The organism is Neisseria sp. HMSC068C12, from assembly GCF_001814095.1.
GTDB classification, from domain to species: domain Bacteria; phylum Pseudomonadota; class Gammaproteobacteria; order Burkholderiales; family Neisseriaceae; genus Neisseria; species Neisseria perflava.
The window spans coordinates 5,837-23,195 of the sequence record NZ_KV814821.1; the positions used below are offsets into that span (position 1 = coordinate 5,837).

Sequence of the window (17,359 nt, forward strand, 5' to 3'; positions counted from 1 at the left end):
GGGTGATGAGGCTGTGTTCGAGTTCGGGATCGGAGAGGCTGTGCCATTGTCCGAGCAGGATGGCTTTAAACATGGATAGCAGTGGATAGGCGGGACGGCCGCGGTGGTCTCGGAGGTAACGGGTTCTTTGACGATTCAGGTACTGTTCGATCGGCTGCCAATCAATCACTTGATCCAACTTCAATAGTGGGAAACGGTCGATGTGTTTGGCAATCATGGCTTGGGCGGTTTGCTGAAAGAAGGTGCTCATGAGAAATCCCCTAAATGTCTTGGTGGGAATTTAGGGGATTTTGGGGAATTTTGCAAAGGTCTCAGCCTGTCTGTTGACCTTATTGTAATCTAGCAATAAGGATAGATAGCTTAAAGGCCGTCTGAAACCGATTGGTTTCAGACGGCCTTTTTCATATGTCAATGCTTAAATTAATTTTCGTTGAGGGTAGAGAATAGAATAAAAAAAGAGCCTGCATAAAACAGGCTCTTTTTCATACTAATCCGAAGATTAGAATTTGTGACGCAGGCCAACCAAACCAGAGATGGTTTCAACTTTGTGAGGACCAGACTCAGCACCACGCAACCAGCCGGCAGAAACCAAAGCAGTAGTGCGTTTAGAGAAGTCGTAGTCAGCACCAACGATAACTTGGTCGTATTGAGTGCCTTTCAGTTTTTCGCCGTCAACTTTAGCTTTGAAGCCGTGAGCGTAAGAAACGCGAGGAGTTACGTTACCAGCGCGGTAAGCGGCAGTAGCAGCAACTTCGATAGTTTCAGCAGGACGGCTGTCCAAGCCAGCAGCAGTACCGAATACTACGTTAGAAGCGTTAGTACCGGCAGCACGCATAGCAGAAGTTACAACACCGTTAGATTGGGCTTGAGCGTAATCACCCAAAGTTTCCCAGTTTTTAGCGTATTGACCAGCTACAGATACGAACAGGTTGTTAGCATCGTAACCACCTACCAAGCGGTGTACGTGACCGTCTTTTTCAGAAACGGCGTTTTTACGGAAACCACCGGCGTATTGACCGAAGAAGCCAGAGTTTTCGTAGTTCAGGCCAGCGTAGTAAGTGTCACGGGTAGCGTCGTTGTGAGTGTATTTGTCAGAAGGGTTAGCATTGTCACGAGGAGTATATTGTACGCTTGCGCTGAAACCTGAGAATACAGGGCTGTCGTAACGTACAGAAACTGCACGTTCGTCAACACGAGTAAATACAGACATATTCAAAGCGCCGTTGCTGCTTTCCCATTGGTCAACATTGTCACTAGTATTTTTAACAGTAGAGTCCAGTTTACCAGCACGAACTTTACCGAAGCCACCTTCCAAACCGATGAAAGATTCGCGAGAAGCCCACTCTTTGTCGCCACCGGCGATAGAAGTGTTTTGTTCAACTTGCCAGATGGCATTCAGGTTGTTACCCAAGTGTTCGTGGCCTTTAAAGCCGATACGTGAGCCGAAGTCAGCGATTTCAGTAGCAGTTTTAGAGCTTTTCTCGTGACCCAGTTTAGCAGCAGTTTGTTCACCCAATTTTACTTTGGATACTTCAACACCGGCTTTAATTTGACCGTACAAAGTTACGTCAGCCATAGCTGCAACAGGCAGAGCCGCCAGAGTCAAGGCAATCAGAGATTTTTTCATTGCTGTTTTCCTTTTTTAAGTGTGAAGAAGCGAGCATTCGTTCTTCTTATTACGATATCGTTCTCTTTCAACGATTCCATGACCATAATATAAAGGTTATGGCCTAGGAAAACAAATTTTCCTCTTGTTTTGAGTGATTTTTGCAGGGAAACGTTGTTTTTTACAGACAGGGTGGAAGCATAAGGCGGTCTTTTATTTTGGTAATGTGTTTTTCTAAAAGGGAATTTCGGGATAGCTATAAAATATGGGGTATAAAATTAGGTTGTGAATATTGTTTATCGTGTTTTCAGACGGCCTTGGTAATTGGAATTTATCGTGTACTGGGTTTGCAAATATATAAAAAACCTGCCTGATTGCTCGGGCAGGTTTTATTTGATCGAAAGACAGATTAGTTTTTGTCTTGGTCAACCAGTTTGTTTTTGGCAATCCAAGGCATCATAGAACGCAGTTGAGCGCCGACTTTTTCAATTTGGTGATCAGCGGTCAGACGGCGACGTGCTGTCATGCTGGCATAGTTGACGGCACCTTCTTGGATGAACATTTTAGCGTATTCGCCGGTTTGGATGCGTTTGAGGGCATTGCGCATGGCTTCGCGGGATTTGTCGTTGATGACTTCGACGCCGGTTACGTATTCGCCGTACTCTGCATTGTTGGAAATGGAGTAGTTCATGTTGGCGATGCCGCCTTCGTAAATCAGGTCAACAATGAGCTTCATTTCGTGCAGGCATTCGAAGTAGGCCATTTCTGGGGCGTAGCCTGCTTCAGTCAGGGTTTCGAAGCCGGTTTTGATCAATTCAACCACGCCGCCGCACAATACGGCTTGTTCGCCGAAGAGGTCGGTTTCGGTTTCTTCGCGGAAGTTGGTTTCAATCACGCCGCCTTTGGTACCGCCGTTGGCTGCGGCGTAAGACAGGGCGATGTCACGTGCTTTGCCGCTTTTATCTTGGTAAACGGCGATCAGGGAAGGTACGCCGCCGCCTTTCAGGAATTCGCTGCGTACGGTGTGGCCTGGGCCTTTAGGGGCAACCATGATAACGTCGAGGTCGGCGCGGGGTACGATTTGGTTGTAGTGTACGTTGAAGCCGTGAGCGAACGCCAATACTGCGCCTTCTTTCAAGTTAGGCTCGATTTCGTTTTTGTATACGATAGGTTGGTTTTCGTCAGGCAACAGAATCATTACAACGTCGGCTGCTTTGGTTGCTTCAGCAACAGTGCGCACGTCGTGGCCGGCTGCTTCGGCTTTTTTCCAAGAGCCGCCTTGGCGCAGACCGATTACGACATTTACGCCGGAATCTTTCAGGTTTGCTGCGTGTGCGTGACCTTGTGAACCGTAACCGATGATGGCAACGGTTTTGCCTTTGATCAGAGAGAGGTCAGCGTCTTTATCGTAATAAACTTGCATTTTATTTCCTTAGTGTAAGAGGGTTCCGGATAATCCGGGTTGAGTTAAAAGTAATAGGGGTTAAGCGGGGACTTGGTTCATCAAGACGATTTCCAGTGTTTCGGTTTTTCCTTCGATGGATTTGACGAAGTTTTGGAAATGTTCGCTGGCATTGTGTTCGTCAATAGCTGCTTGGGATTTCCAGCTTTCTACGAATACGAAACGGTTGGGTTTGCCGATTTCTTGGTGCAGGTCGTAGCTGATGTTGCCTTCTTCTGCACGGCTGGCTTTAACCAATTCTTTAAACTGGGCAGCCAGAGCCTCGGTGTATTCGGGTTTGACGGTAACTAATGCAACGATTTGGATGCTTGACATGTTTGTCTCCTACTGTTTTTCAGACGGCCTTTATAGAAAGTAAAAGGCCGTCTGAACGATACAGCGTCAAATTTTCAAAATACGCTCGCCACGACCGATGCCGGCTGCGCCTGTGCGGACGGTTTCCAAAATTTGAGCACGGCCGACTGTTTCGAGGAAAGAGTCGAGTTTTTCGGTAGAGCCTGTGATTTCGATGGTATAGCTGCGGTCTGTTACATCAATAACGCTGCCGCGGTAGATTTCGGTCAATCGCAGGAATTCATCGCGGTCTTTGCCGACGGCGCGGACTTTTACCAACATCAGTTCGCGTTCGACAAAACGGCTTTCGTTCAAGTCAACCACTTTGACAACTTCAATCAGTTTGTTGAGTTGTTTGGTGATTTGCTCGATGACGTGCTCATCGCCGTGGGTAACAATGGTCATACGGGACAAGGTTTTGTCTTCGGTTGGGGCTACGGCCAGGGAGTCGATGTTGTAATCGCGTGCGGAGAACAAACCTACCACACGGCTCATCGCACCTGATTCGTTTTCCATCAGAATAGATAAGATATGTCGCATTTCTTTCTCCTTACGCTTTTGCAATATCGCGCATATGCGGCGGCAGAACCATTTCATCCAAACCTTTGCCGTTGCCGACCATAGGCAGTACGTTTTGTTTCTTGTCTGTCAAAAAGTCGAGGAATACCAAACGGTCTTTTTGGTTTAATGCTTCCAACAAGGCGCCTTCGACGTCGGATTTCTTGTCCACACGGATGCCGATATGGCCGTAGGATTCGGCCAGTTTGACAAAGTCGGGCAATGAATCGAAATAGGTTTCCGATTCGCGGTTGCCATAATACAGCTCCTGCCATTGGCGAACCATACCCAAATAGCCATTGTTTAATGTAACGACATTGATGGGGACATTATATTGGAAGCAGGTGGACAGCTCTTGGATATTCATTTGAATAGAGCCCTCGCCTGTGATACAGAAGACGTCTTGTTCCGGAGCCGCCAGTTTGGCACCGAGGGCGTAAGGCAGGCCTACACCCATCGTACCCAGACCGCCGGAATTGAGCCATTGGCGGGGACGCTCGAATGGATAATATTGAGCGGCAAACATTTGGTGTTGGCCAACGTCGGAAGTAATAATGGCTGAGTTTTTGGTAATTTCTGCCAGTTTTTGAACAACGTATTGCGGTTTAATGATTTCGCTGTCGTTTTCAAACCACAGGCAGTTGTGCGAACGCCATTCTTCGATGGTTTTCCACCATTTGTCCAATGAGTCGGCTGAAGGCGCAGTTTCTTGTTTGCCCCACAGATGAATTATTTCGGTCAATACGTTTTTGACATCGCCGACAATCGGAATGTCCACTTTAACGCGTTTGGCAATGCTGGACGGGTCGATGTCGATATGGATGATTTTTTTGGGTTTGTCCAAGAATTTTGACGGTACGGAAACAACGCGGTCGTCAAAGCGCGCGCCGATTGCCAAAACGACGTCTGCATTTTGCATCGCCAAATTGGCCTCGTAGGTACCGTGCATGCCCAACATGCCCAAGAATTGGCGGTCGCTGGAAGGGTAAGCACCCAAACCCATTAATGTGCCGGTACAGGGTACGCCGGTCATGCGGATAAATTGGGTCATTTCCTCGGAGGCATTGCCCAATACCACGCCGCCGCCGAAGTAAACGATGGGGCGTTTGGCAGAAGCCAGCATTTGTACGGCTTTTTTAATTTGGCCGATGTGACCTTGTACAACCGGTTGGTAGGAGCGGATAAAGATGTCTTCTTGTGGATAGCTGAATTTGGCCATCGCTTGAGTAACATCTTTAGGAATATCGACGACAACGGGGCCCGGACGGCCGCTGGCGGCAATTTGGAAGGCTTTTTTAATCGTATCAGCCAGCTCGCCAATATTGGTAACCAGGAAGTTGTGTTTGACACAAGGGCGGGTAATGCCGACCGTATCCACTTCTTGGAACGCATCTGTACCGATGAGGGAATTGCCCACTTGGCCGCTGATGATGACCAGGGGGATGGAATCGCTGTACGCGGTAGCAATGCCGGTCAATGCGTTGGTTACGCCCGGGCCGGAAGTTACCAAGGCCACGCCGACTTTGCCGCTGACGCGGGCATAGGCATCTGCCGCATGTACGGCTGCCTGCTCATGGCGGGTCAGAATGTGCTTGAATTTGTTGAGTTGGAAAATGGCATCGTAGATTTCGATAACCGCACCACCGGGATAGCCGAATACGTATTCAACACCTTCGGCTTTGAGACTTTGCACGACGATTTGTGCGCCTGATAATTGCATATTGACCTCTTTTATGCGGTTTCTAACCAATAGGAACAATCCGCCTCACCACAGCACCTGTAATGCAATTCCATCAAGCAGCGATTTAGGGTACGCGCATTGAGGGAATACGGCGACAGTCAGACTGTCCAAACAATTGGAAAGGAACACAGAGTTTGTGAAAAAGAGTAGAAAAGATAACGCAAACCGACTGTTCAATCAAGATAAAATCTTTCATCTTTTAACATTTGAAACGGGAAAATAGATTGAAGGTTGATTTTAAAGAAATAAAAAAACTGTTTTATTGATCTTGATGTGGATGGATTGTTGACAGTTTGAGTAAGGAGAAGGTTTTTGCAAATGAAAAATAGCAAAAAACCTCTTGACTGAATCAAGAGGTTTTTTAAATTTGGTGCCCAGGGTCGGACTCGAACCGACACACCTTGCGGCGGGGGATTTTGAGTCCCCTGCGTCTACCAATTTCGCCACCTGGGCTAGCGAAGAAGTCGTCATTATAGCGAGTTCTCGAATCTTGTAAAGCAGTAATTGAAAAAAAATCGGATTATTTTTATATTTGTTTGATTTTTAATGAATTAAACTTTTTGTGTTTGATGGTTATCTAAATGGGAGGCAGATTTTTAAAACAAAAAAAGCAGTATTTATCTGCAAAAAGGGCTACATTTAATGTGTTAAACGCGTTAATATGAAGATGTTTTGTTTTTATATCGGCCGGGCGGTTGTTTGGCCTCACTTATTTGAAACGGTTTTGGAGAAAATTTATGCTTTCCGTCACACGAACTTTCTTACTCAGTGCTTTTGCATTGGCTGCTCTGGCTGCTTGTCAGCCTAAAGAGGAGGCCAAGGAGGCTTCTTCGACACCTGCCGCTTCTGCTGCGCCTGCTGCTTCCGGTGAGTCAGCACCCAAAGTGCAAGCGCGTGGTACCGATATGCGCAAAGAAGACATTGGCGGCGACTTTACATTGACCGATGGCGACGGCAAACCTTTCAGCCTGAGCGATTTGAAAGGCAAAGTGGTCATCCTGTCTTTCGGTTATACCCACTGTCCTGACGTATGCCCAACCGAGTTGCTGACTTACAGCGATACTTTGAAACAATTAGGCGATCAGGCTAAAGACGTGAAAGTGGTATTTGTCAGCATCGACCCTGAGCGCGATACGCCTGAAGTAATCGGCAAATACGCAAAACAGTTCAACCCTGATTTTATCGGCCTGACGGCTACCGGCGATCAAAGCCTGCCTGTCATCAAACAGCAATACCGTGTGGTATCGGCTAAAGTCAACCAAAAAGAAGACAGCGAAAACTATTTGGTTGACCACTCTTCAGGTGCATATTTGATTGATAAAAACGGCGAAGTGGCGATTTTCTCGCCTTACGGCAGCGAGCCGGAAACGATTGCAGCTGATGTGAAAACTTTATTGTAAAACCGTAGTTGGGGCCGTCTGAAATGGGTTGTGGATTTCAGACGGCCTTCTTGCTTTTGATACGGCAAAGGAAAAGAAAAATGACCGACACACTTTTAACGATTGCTTTATCCAAGGGGCGAATTTTTGAGGAAACCCTGCCGCTGTTGGCTGCTGCAGGTATTGTGCCTGCGGAAGAGCCGGAAAAATCGCGCAAGCTGATTATTGGTACGAATCATGACAATATCCGTTTGGTAATTGTACGTGCGACCGACGTGCCGACTTATGTGCAATATGGTGCGGCGGATTTCGGTATTGCCGGTAAGGACGTGCTGATCGAGCATGGCGGAGATGGCCTGTATCAACCTTTGGATTTGCACATTGCCTCATGCCGCATGATGGTTGCGGTTAAAAAAGGTTTTGATTACGCCGCTGCATCCAAACCCGGCAGCCGCTTGCGGATTGCCACCAAATATCCCGACATTGCCGCCGAACACTTTGCCGACAAGGGTGTGCATGTGGATATCATCAAACTGTACGGCTCGATGGAGCTTGCGCCTTTGGTCGGTCTGAGCGACGCGATTGTCGATTTGGTTTCCAGCGGCAATACATTGAAGGCCAATGGTTTGGAAGCTGTGGAACATGTGGCTGATATTTCCAGCCGCTTGGTGGTCAACAAGGCGGCGTTGAAAACCAAATATGCGCTGTTGAATCCGATTATTCAGGCATTTGAAAATGCCGCTAAGGCCGTCTGAAAAGTTTTTGGCAAAAGTTGTCTGCCAACCCAGTTTGAAAGCCCTGTCATGATGCAAAGCAAACCGACACTCGATACGATTCTTTCCCATCGTTCCATCCGCAGGTTTACTTTCGAACCGATTGCCGATGAAATCCTCAATACGCTGGTTCGCGCCGGACAACAGGCCTCAACTTCTAACAATCTGCAATGCGTTTCTATAATCCGTGTCTCCGACCTTGTGCTGAGGCAGGAAATACATGAAGCGGCAGGAAGTGCGCCTTATATTGTCCATTGTGCAGAATTTTTATTGTTTTGCATCGATTTTTCCAAACACAAGGCAATGTTTCCCGATGCGCAAATTGATTGGGCGGAAGTAACCCTGATTGGCGCGGTCGATGCAGGCATTATGGCGCAAAACGTATTGCTTGCCGCCGAATCACTTGGGCTGGGTGGCGTGTATATCGGTGCGCTGCGTAATAATGCACAAAAAGTATCGGACGTATTGAACCTGCCGGATTATTGCGTGCCTTTGGTGGGGCTGTGCCTCGGTTATCCTGACCAAGACCCACCGCTCAAGCCGCGCCTGCCTAAGGAAATGGTGTATGCCGAAAACGCCTGTCCGAGCCTGAATGCCGAGGCGGTTGAAGCTTATAATCAGGCAGTGGCGGATTATTATGAGTTGCGCAAGGGCAGTCCTATACCTTGGAAGGAATCGCTGGCCAAAACCTTGGGTAATCCTGTGCGGCCGCATATGTTGGCGTTTTTGCAGAAAAAAGGCTTTTTGAAAAGATAATGTTCAGACGGCCTGTGTGTGGCTGGTGCCGTCTGAAAACAATAGGAACGAAACAAGGAAGAGAGCAAACCATGAAGAAACTCGACACCCAATCCCCTGATTTTCAAGCCGAACTCAAAGCACTGCTTGCTTTTGAAACCGCGCAAAACCCTGAAATTGACCGTATTGTTGCCGACATCTGCGCCGATGTTCAAAAACGCGGCAATGCGGCGCTGATTGAATATACCAACCGCTTTGACGGCACATCCGCTCAAATCATCGATGATTTAATCCTGACGCAAGACGATTTGCAGTCTGCGTTTGAGCGTTTGCCCGAAAACATTCAGACGGCCTTGAAAACGGCTGCGAGACGGGTGGAAAGCTACCATAAACACCAAAAAATGGAGTCGTGGACTTACGAAGACGAAGACGGCACGCTTTTGGGTCAACAGATTACACCGCTTGACCGTGTCGGTATTTATGTTCCGGGCGGTAAAGCCGCTTATCCGAGTTCCGTCATCATGAACGCCATGCCTGCCCACGTTGCCGGCGTGAAAGAAATCATCATGGTCGTTCCCACTCCGAAAGGCGAGCGCAACGATATCGTGTTGGCGGCTGCTTTTGTGGCCGGTGTAACCAAAGTATTTACGGTCGGCGGCGCGCAGGCGGTTGCGGCTTTGGCTTATGGTACGGAATCTGTGCCTCAGGTCGATAAGATTACCGGCCCGGGCAATGCTTTTGTCGCTGCGGCCAAACGACGCGTGTTCGGCGTGGTCGGTATCGATATGGTGGCAGGGCCGTCTGAAATTTTGGTGATTGCCGATGGTACGACGCCTGCCGATTGGGTGGCCATGGATTTGTTCAGTCAGGCAGAACACGATGAAATTGCACAAGCGATTTTGATCGGTACTTCTCAAGCGTATTTGGACGAAGTTCAGACGGCCATGAACCGTTTGATCGAAACCATGCCGCGCCGTGCGATTATTGAAGCTTCATTGGGCAACCGCGGTGCAATGATTTTGGCTAAAGATTTGGACGAAGCCTGTGAAATCGCCAACTATATTTCTCCCGAACACTTGGAATTGTCGGTCGAAAATCCGCAAGAGTGGGCGAAAAAAATCCGCCATGCCGGCGCTATTTTCATGGGACGCTATACCAGTGAAAGCCTTGGCGACTATTGCGCAGGCCCCAACCACGTTTTGCCGACCAGCCGCACGGCGCGTTTCTCTTCTCCTTTGGGAACATATGATTTCCAAAAACGCTCCAGTCTGATTCAGGTTTCAGAACAAGGTGCGCAGAAGTTGGGCAAAACCGCCAGCGTGTTGGCGCATGGCGAAAGCTTGACCGCGCACGCCAGAGCGGCTGAGTTCCGTTTGAAAGACTGAGTGAAACGTTGGTTAAAGTCGTAAGAAATCAAAAAAAGGGCATCTTAACAGATGCCCTTTTTATTGTGATGAAGGTTTGGTCGATAAGGCATCAGGCCGTCTGAAAACAGGGTTAACGGTTTTTCAGCCAGTCATTACGCATTTGTGCGGCTTCTTCAAAATAGCGGTAAAGCTCGGTTTTGTTGCCTTCTGAAAGGAGTTGTTCCAATTTGGATAATTGTTCTTTCAAGTCGCCGGTCAGTTTGAGCAGGGCAGGGCGGTTGGCCATGCAGATGTCTGTCCAAACGGCAGGGTGGCTGGAAGCAATGCGGGTAAAGTCGCGAAAGCCGGTGGCGGCATAGGGGAGGTAGTCTTTGCCGTGCGGATGGTCGAACAAAGCGTGGACATAGGCAAAGGCGGTCAAGTGCGGCAAGTGGGAAACAGCGGCAAAAATATTGTCGTGTTCTTCGGCGCTCATGGTGAAAATCTGCGAACCAACCGCCTGCCACAGGCTTTTCAACCGTCTTAGGCCGTCTGAAGCCTCGTGGCCGTGCAAGGTAATAATCAGGCGGCTGTTTTGAAACAAACCGCAACGCGCGGATTTTGCGCCGCTTTGATCCGAACCGGCAATCGGGTGGGCGGCAAAACATTGCGGCAGGCGCTCGGACAAGTGGGTGCGGAAGGCATTTAGTGCCGATTGTTTGGTGCTGCCGACATCGGAAACGCAGGCCGTTTCTTTTAAGAAAGGCTTGATGTCGCGGCATACGTCAGGCAGGACGGAGACTGGTGTGGCAATCAAAACCAAATCGGCATTGCCGATGCTTTCGGCGCAAATATTCGGATAGGCATGGTCGATGATGCCGCATTCGAGTGCGTAATTTAGGTTGTCGGCATTGGTGTCGATGCCGGTAACGGTTTGCACCAGTCCCAAGCGTTTGAGGTCGAGCATGAACGAACCGCCGATTAAACCGACGCCGATAAGGGTGATATGGGGAAAAAAGGCGGAAGTGTTCATGGTTTGAATCCGGTTTAAGTGGAAAAGCTTATTTTAATCCGTTATGGAGGCCGTCTGAAAGTTGTCATCAAGGTTTCAGACGGCCTTTTTTATGGTCGAATTTTCATGATTTAGGCATAGAAAACTCCGTTTAGTAGGAGCATGTAACCGATTATCAGATTTTCATACACTAAAATAATCATCTGAATTAGTATAACGTCTTAAAGTAAGTAATTGGTATCTTAAAGTAAATTATTACATCATATTTTATTTTGATTGATATCGAATAAAATAATTCACTCAGAAAGAAGGAATTTATGAGTTTTTCACAAACCGAATTAGTCAACGCAATGCGTTTGCTTTCTACCCGTCTGCCGCAGTTTCCGGAGCAGCAAAACCAAGTATCCCGCATGTTGCGCATTGTAACCGAACGTTTGAGTAGCCATTTGAACGAAAACCTGAAAGCGTTCGGCATCAATGAAAACCTGTGGTTTTCCCTGATGGCGGTTTACGTCAGCCCAAACAGCGAAATCCTGCCTTCGCGCTTGAGCGACTTGATGGACTTGACGCGCACCAGTGCAACACGCCTGTCGGACGACATGGTTGAGCGCGGCTGGGTAGAGCGTTATATCAATCAGAAAGACCGCCGTCAGATTGTGCTAAAATTGACCCCTTCGGGTGAGACCTTCATCCACGAAGTATGGCCGCAAATTGCCCGTCAGAGCGGCCAGGCGTGGGAAGATTTCACGAAAGAGGATTATGATACGCTGCAACACCTGTTGGGTAAACTGTTGAACCGTTTGGGCAATTGACAACAGACGGCCTGATGGTCTGCGGCAGGCACACATAAACGGAGTCTGTATGAAATTAGGTTTGGTCAAATCAAGCGTATGCGTTGCCGCTGTTTCGTTGTTGGCGGCGTGTGCGCCGTTCGGCAAACAGTCGCCTTTGGATGAGACAACAGCCTATCCGCTGCCGCAAGGCCAATCTGCCGCTACTGCCCAAGACGGCTGGTGGATGAAGCTGAAAGATAAAAAATTAAACAATTTGATTGCTTCCGCCATTCAGACGTCTACCAATCTGCGTGTCGTCAAGGCAAGGTTTGAGCAGGCTCAGGCGCAGCTGGGCGTTGTAGGAGCCGCAAACAAACCGCAAGTCGGCTTGGGTGTAACCGGTATCGGTACCTATGTTTCACCCAAACCTCAAGCCGGTATGGTCGATACTGACCATACATTGGTTTTGGCGCACGCAGCCTTACAAGGCAGTTTGGTTTTCGACTTTTGGGGTAAAAACCGAGAGCAGATTCAAGCTGTTTTAGGAAAAAGCAGGGCTGCGGTGTATGAAGCTCATCATATCCGCACCGAGTTGGCTCACGCCGTTGCCGCCCAATATTTTGCGTGGCAGATGGCGACAGAACAATTGGCTTTGTTGGATACGCGTATAGAGCTGGCGGATAAAGCATTGAAACTGATGCAACAACGCGTTAAAGCGCAGCTGGCTCCTGCCGATGCCTTGCACGCTCTGGAAATGGCGCAACAGCAATTACAGCTTGAAAAATCGGCATGGACTCAGAAAAATGAGAAAATCCGCAACAGTCTGGCTGTATTGACCGGCCGTGTACCGGGTGTATTAAATGGACAGATTCCGGAAAAAATGGCGGCTGTGCCGTCATCGCCGGTTAGCCGTATTGAGGCGGATTTGCTGGCGGCCCGCCCCGATATCGCGGCGCAAAAAGCCTTGCTTGAGGAGAAATGGCATATCGTCAAATCGACCGAAGCAGAGTTTTACCCGAATATCGAATTAAAAGTTTTGGCAGGGATGACGCACATTGATGCGTTCAATCTGATTCGCGGACGGACATCCGGTATGTTGGGCATTGTTCCGGCTTTGAATCTGCCATTGTTTACTTCCGGCGCGCTGCAGTCCAAATTGGCGGGCAAACGCGCCCAATATAACGAGCAGGTTGCCGTGTATGACCAAACCGTTTTGAACGCCATGCGTTCGGCGGCAGATGCTGTAGTCGACTATCAAAGCCTGAAAAGCCGACAAGATACTTGGAATAAGATGGTCAATATTGCCGATAAATCTGTGCAAAATGCGAAAGGACGTGTTCGTGCAGGTTTGGATAACGGCTTGACCGCTTTGCAAAAACAAGACGAAGCTGCGCGTACAAAAATGTCGGCGGTTCAATACCATGCAGAATATCTGACAGCTTGGAGTAACCTCAATGCCCAGTTGGGTGGAGGCTTTAAATTAAATAAGAAATAAACGTTTTATTAAAACGTAGGCCGTCTGAAAGTGATTTCAGACGGCCTTTTGCTTACCTTATTTACATTTGCTACCGGAAGAAATTATTGTAATGAATAGAGTGTAACTATAAAATATGACCCTTTAGCGCGTTAAACGCTCGTATTGGGGCTGATGGTATAAGTCAGCTACCCAGCAAGACAATAATATCGTTATCACATGTGCAGAATTAAAGTTAGGACTTATGGATACTCAATCGGAAAAAAATAATGTCCAAAAAGAACCGGAAGTAGTCGCTTCCGGCGCTAAAACGCATCGCAAACGCAATTTGGTTATCGTTACACTCCTATTCCTTATTGCGGCAGCAGGAGTCGCTTTGGCGTATTTCCTGTTTTGGCAGCATGAAGAAGAAACGGAAGATGCTTATGTGGCCGGTCATTTGGTGATGATTACGCCGCAGGTGAACGGCACGGTGCGCAAAGTCATGTATGACGATACGGATGTCGTGAAAAAAGGCGATGTGTTGGTGGCTTTGGACGATAGCGATTTTCAGCTGGCATACGATCGCGCACAAAATGAATTGATTCAGGCCATCCGTCAAAACAAACAGCAAACTGCGGTCAATTCAAAAGCCAAAGCGCAAGTGTTGTTGCGCAAAGCCGATTTGGCCCGTGCGCAAGCCGATTTGCGCCGCCGCGAATCTTTGGCGGGTACGGAAGCGGTTTCCGGAGAAGAACTCAGCCATGCCCGTGCCGCTGTGGTTCAGGCTCAGGCTGCATTGAAAGCGGTTGAGGCGGAAGAAGTTTCCGCTCAGGCAGCGTTGGGCAGCAATATTCCTCTGCGCCAACAACCGGCAGTTCAGACGGCCATCAGCCACATCAAAGACGCTTGGCTGAATTTGCAACGTACGCAAATCCGTTCGCCGATTAGCGGCCAAATTGCCAAACGTAATGTCCAAGTCGGCCAACGTATCGTACAAGGTACGCCGATGATGGCTGTTGTGCCTCTGTCTGAATTGTGGGTGGATGCCAACTTTAAAGAATCGCAACTGCGCAAAATGAAAATCGGCCAGCCTGTTGAAATGACAGCCGATTTGTACGGCAGCAAAGTGGTTTACCATGGCAAGGTAATGGGCTTGTCAGCCGGTACGGGCAGCGCGTTCTCATTACTGCCGGCACAAAACGCAACGGGCAACTGGATTAAAGTTGTGCAACGTGTGCCGGTGCGTATCAGTTTGGATGCCAAAGAATTGCAACAAAATCCGCTCCGTGTTGGTTTGTCGATGACTGTTAAAGTCGATATTGCAGAGAAGGGCAGCGGTAAAGCCATGACTGCCGAAGCGGAACAAAATACTGCCTTGCCGGAAACGGAAAGTGTGGATTGGAAAGCCGCCGATGCTTTAGTCGATAAAATCTTCGAGCAATACGCAAAATAATCTTTTCAGACGGCCTGAGTCTTTTATTGAAGGCTCAGGCCGTCTGAAATATTGATTCTCTTCAATCGACCGCTTTGGCGGTTGTCTTATAGTTTAAAAATATGAATTATCCGCCGTTACAAGGGTTTAAGCTGGTGTTGGCAACTTTGGCGCTCAGCTTGGCCGTATTTATGGAAGTCTTGGACAGCACCATCGCCAACGTCGCTGTGCCTGTTATTGCAGGGGATTTAGGTGCGGCTACCACGCAGGGGACTTGGGTGATTACCTCATTTGCCGTAGCCAATGCCATTTCCGTTCCCTTGACAGGTTTTTTGGCCAAGCGGTTTGGCGAGGTCAAAATCTTTATCGCCGCTGTGATCGGGTTTGTCGTAACGTCATGGCTGTGCGGTATGGCACATAATCTTCAAGCCTTGGTTTTTTTCCGTGTATTGCAAGGTTTCATTGCCGGGCCATTGATTCCCTTGTCCCAAAGCCTGTTGATGGCTTCTTATCCGCCTGAAAAACGAACATTGGCACTGGCCTTATGGGCAATGACCGTCGTTGTTGCTCCTGTATTGGGACCGATTCTAGGCGGTTGGATTTCGGACAACTGGCATTGGGGATGGATTTTCTTTATCAATATCCCAATCGGGATTTTATCCGCCTCCATTGCTTGGAAACAGCTTAGACACAGGGAAACCGAAATCGTCAGGGCGCCAATCGATTATGTCGGGCTGGTGTTGATGATTGTCGGTGTCGGCGCATTGCAAATGATGCTTGATAGGGGCAAGGAATTGGACTGGTTTGCCTCAGGAGAGATTATCGTTTTGGGCGTTACCGCTTTGGTGTTCCTGACATATTTTATTGTTTGGGAGCTGGGCGAGAAATACCCGATTGTCGATTTGTCATTGTTTAAAAATAGAAACTTTACGATAGGTGTTGTTGCGACATCCTTGGGCTTCATGGTTTATATGGGTACATTGACCCTGTTGCCTTTAGTGTTGCAATCAAATCTTGGCTATACCGCTACTTGGGCAGGTTTGGCTGCTGCACCGGTGGGCTTCCTGCCGATTATTTTATCGCCGATTATCGGTAAGTTTGGTAATCGCGTCGATATGCGTCTGTTTGTCAGTGCCAGCTTCTTGGTGTTTGCCTACACATTCCATTGGCGAACCGATTTCTATGCCGGAATGGATATGAGCAACGTTGTTTGGCCGCAGTTTTGGCAGGGTTTAGGCGTAGCCATGTTCTTCCTGCCTTTGACCAGTATTACCTTGTCGCATATGAAGGGCAACCAAATTGCCTCGGCCAGTAGCTTGTCTAATTTCTTGCGTGTCTTTATGGGTGGTGTCGGAGTATCTGTTGTCAGCACCATGTGGGAACGACGCGAAGCTCTACACCATACTCAACTGACCGAACATGTTAACTTGTTGTCCTCAATCAGTAACCAATCTATTCAAGGCATGATGGCCAATGGCCTGAGCAAAGAGCAAGCCCTGGCTGCGATAAATAGTACTATTTCCCAACAAGGCTTTATTATTGGTTCAAATGAAATCTTCTTGGCAGGCAGTATCATATTCATCAGTATGATCCCCATTATTTGGTTGGCAAGACCTCCGTTTAGCGGTTCCGGCGGGGGAGGGCATTAGATAAAAGGCCGTCTGAATTTCAGACGGCCTTTTATCTATATATTATTTAAGACTCAATAGTAGATCCCTAAATGCATTTGGATCTTTAATAAACGTCATTTCTCCTGATTGAGGGAAATGGAAATCAAGCAGGCGCGATACCCAGAAACGAATACATCCGGCTCTTTGTGCAGTAGGGAAATATGCACGTTCTTCATCAGATAATGGACGTACACTTTCATAGCCATGGAGAAAAGCATCATAAAGGACAGGGTCTAATTTGTTATCAGCTGTTCGTGCCCAATCGTTAACCGCAATTGCCAGGTCGTACATGAAATTACCGTTGCACGCATAATAGAAATCGATAAAACCGGAAACTTCATCTCCGTTAAGCAATACATTATCCTTAAATAAATCGGCATGGATAATACCGGAAGGTAAGTGCTCTCCTAGATTTTTATCTAAAGCAGTAATTTCAGATTGAAGCAGTTTGGCATCTTCGCTATCTAAAACCGGGAGCAACTGGGTGCAGGCATCATGCCACCAGCCATCATAACGGGGATTTTTCATTTTTAAAGGAAAATCTTGGCCGGCTAAATGCATTTTGGCCAACATCGCACCAGTGTGGAAACATTGTGCCTCAGTCGGCCAGCCGGTATCGGAGCCATTCAAACAAGTTACCAAGCAAGCAGGTTTTCCGGCTAACATAGAATGCAGTCCGCCATCTTTACGAGCAATCGGAGCGGCGCAGGCAACGCCATTTTGGCTCAAGTGTTGGTTTAGCTCTAAAAAGAAAGGTAGTTCCTCTGATTTTAAAACCTCAAAAACAGTCAACACATAACGACCGGTTGAGGTAGTCAGAAAATAATTACTGTTAGTAATTCCTTGAGCAATCCCCTGCAAAGAGACAAAATCTCCCAAATCATATTGCAGCAAGAAATCGCGCATTTGAGCGTCGGAAACACTGGTATAGACAGACATAGCAAACTCGAAGCTGATATAAAGGATCAAAGAAACATCATACCAAAAAACAAGCGGCAACAATATAAATTAAAGCGAAGGTCAAATTCAAAAGGCCGTCTGAGACCAAAATTTCAGACGGCCTTTAGTTTGTATTTTTTTGTA

At 47.9% G+C, this 17,359-nt stretch carries 16 protein-coding genes and 1 tRNA gene; 8 read left to right on the forward strand and 9 right to left on the reverse strand.

From position 1 onward, the window contains the following. From HMPREF2952_RS06520 to HMPREF2952_RS06550, 7 genes are all read right to left on the reverse strand, one after another. The coding region (locus HMPREF2952_RS06520) for an IS5/IS1182 family transposase (RefSeq protein WP_070695412.1) at positions 1 to 250 on the reverse strand (250 nt) is incomplete at its 3' end. A gap of 249 nt (positions 251 to 499) precedes the next feature. Further along, the gene (porB, locus tag HMPREF2952_RS06525) at positions 500 to 1,627 is read right to left on the reverse strand and encodes a trimeric porin PorB (protein WP_004521028.1); all 1,128 of its coding nucleotides are present in this window, start codon (positions 1,625 to 1,627) and stop codon (positions 500 to 502) included. Positions 1,628 to 2,015: 388 nt separating this feature from the next. Continuing rightward, positions 2,016 to 3,029 (reverse strand): ketol-acid reductoisomerase, encoded by a 1,014-nt coding sequence (ilvC, locus tag HMPREF2952_RS06530; RefSeq protein ID WP_004521030.1) that lies wholly within the window; start codon positions 3,027 to 3,029, stop codon positions 2,016 to 2,018. A 60-nt stretch (positions 3,030 to 3,089) separates the two neighbouring features. Further along, on the reverse strand, positions 3,090 to 3,383 hold the full coding sequence (locus tag HMPREF2952_RS06535; protein ID WP_004521031.1) for a putative quinol monooxygenase: 294 nt from the start codon (positions 3,381 to 3,383) through the stop codon (positions 3,090 to 3,092). Between the two features lie 66 nt (positions 3,384 to 3,449). After that, entirely contained in the window at positions 3,450 to 3,941 is a 492-nt protein-coding gene (gene ilvN, locus HMPREF2952_RS06540; RefSeq protein WP_003748480.1) for an acetolactate synthase small subunit, read from the reverse strand. Between the two features lie 10 nt (positions 3,942 to 3,951). Beyond that, complete coding sequence (gene ilvB, locus HMPREF2952_RS06545) at positions 3,952 to 5,679, reverse strand: biosynthetic-type acetolactate synthase large subunit (protein ID WP_004521033.1); 1,728 nt, start codon at positions 5,677 to 5,679, stop codon at positions 3,952 to 3,954. 389 nt (positions 5,680 to 6,068) lie between these two features. Next, positions 6,069 to 6,153 (reverse strand) — tRNA-Leu (locus HMPREF2952_RS06550). A 284-nt stretch (positions 6,154 to 6,437) separates the two neighbouring features. Here HMPREF2952_RS06550 and HMPREF2952_RS06555 point away from each other — a divergent pair. The 4 genes from HMPREF2952_RS06555 (at position 6,438) to hisD (ending at position 9,972) form a co-directional block, all read left to right on the forward strand. Further along, the gene (locus HMPREF2952_RS06555) at positions 6,438 to 7,100 is read left to right on the forward strand and encodes an SCO family protein (protein ID WP_003680035.1); all 663 of its coding nucleotides are present in this window, start codon (positions 6,438 to 6,440) and stop codon (positions 7,098 to 7,100) included. Between the two features lie 80 nt (positions 7,101 to 7,180). Then, complete coding sequence (gene hisG, locus HMPREF2952_RS06560; RefSeq protein WP_036473098.1) at positions 7,181 to 7,834, forward strand: ATP phosphoribosyltransferase; 654 nt, start codon at positions 7,181 to 7,183, stop codon at positions 7,832 to 7,834. 48 nt (positions 7,835 to 7,882) lie between these two features. Beyond that, positions 7,883 to 8,608, forward strand: coding sequence for an oxygen-insensitive NADPH nitroreductase (gene nfsA / locus HMPREF2952_RS06565; RefSeq protein ID WP_004521037.1), 726 nt, complete (start codon positions 7,883 to 7,885; stop codon positions 8,606 to 8,608). 71 nt (positions 8,609 to 8,679) lie between these two features. After that, a complete protein-coding gene (gene hisD, locus HMPREF2952_RS06570) occupies positions 8,680 to 9,972 on the forward strand; it encodes a histidinol dehydrogenase (RefSeq protein WP_039862559.1) in 1,293 nt (430 codons plus the stop codon). A gap of 112 nt (positions 9,973 to 10,084) precedes the next feature. Here the strand turns inward: hisD and HMPREF2952_RS06575 are convergent, their stop codons facing one another. Then, the gene (locus tag HMPREF2952_RS06575; protein ID WP_004521039.1) at positions 10,085 to 10,966 is read right to left on the reverse strand and encodes a prephenate dehydrogenase; all 882 of its coding nucleotides are present in this window, start codon (positions 10,964 to 10,966) and stop codon (positions 10,085 to 10,087) included. A 296-nt stretch (positions 10,967 to 11,262) separates the two neighbouring features. Here HMPREF2952_RS06575 and HMPREF2952_RS06580 point away from each other — a divergent pair, with 296 nt between their 5' ends. From HMPREF2952_RS06580 to HMPREF2952_RS06595, 4 genes are all read left to right on the forward strand, one after another. Next, entirely contained in the window at positions 11,263 to 11,757 is a 495-nt protein-coding gene (locus HMPREF2952_RS06580) for a MarR family transcriptional regulator (RefSeq protein WP_004521040.1), read from the forward strand. 49 nt (positions 11,758 to 11,806) lie between these two features. Then, positions 11,807 to 13,213 (forward strand): efflux transporter outer membrane subunit, encoded by a 1,407-nt coding sequence (locus HMPREF2952_RS06585; RefSeq protein ID WP_004521041.1) that lies wholly within the window; start codon positions 11,807 to 11,809, stop codon positions 13,211 to 13,213. A 223-nt stretch (positions 13,214 to 13,436) separates the two neighbouring features. After that, positions 13,437 to 14,627 (forward strand): HlyD/EmrA/EmrK family protein, encoded by a 1,191-nt coding sequence (locus HMPREF2952_RS06590; protein ID WP_004521042.1) that lies wholly within the window; start codon positions 13,437 to 13,439, stop codon positions 14,625 to 14,627. 101 nt (positions 14,628 to 14,728) lie between these two features. After that, positions 14,729 to 16,255: a DHA2 family efflux MFS transporter permease subunit gene (locus HMPREF2952_RS06595; protein WP_004521043.1), complete on the forward strand. Its 1,527-nt coding sequence runs from the start codon at positions 14,729 to 14,731 to the stop codon at positions 16,253 to 16,255. A gap of 42 nt (positions 16,256 to 16,297) precedes the next feature. Here HMPREF2952_RS06595 and thrB read toward each other — a convergent pair whose 3' ends face one another. After that, positions 16,298 to 17,215, reverse strand: coding sequence for a homoserine kinase (thrB, locus tag HMPREF2952_RS06600; RefSeq protein WP_039862560.1), 918 nt, complete (start codon positions 17,213 to 17,215; stop codon positions 16,298 to 16,300). Positions 17,216 to 17,359 lie beyond the last annotated feature (144 nt).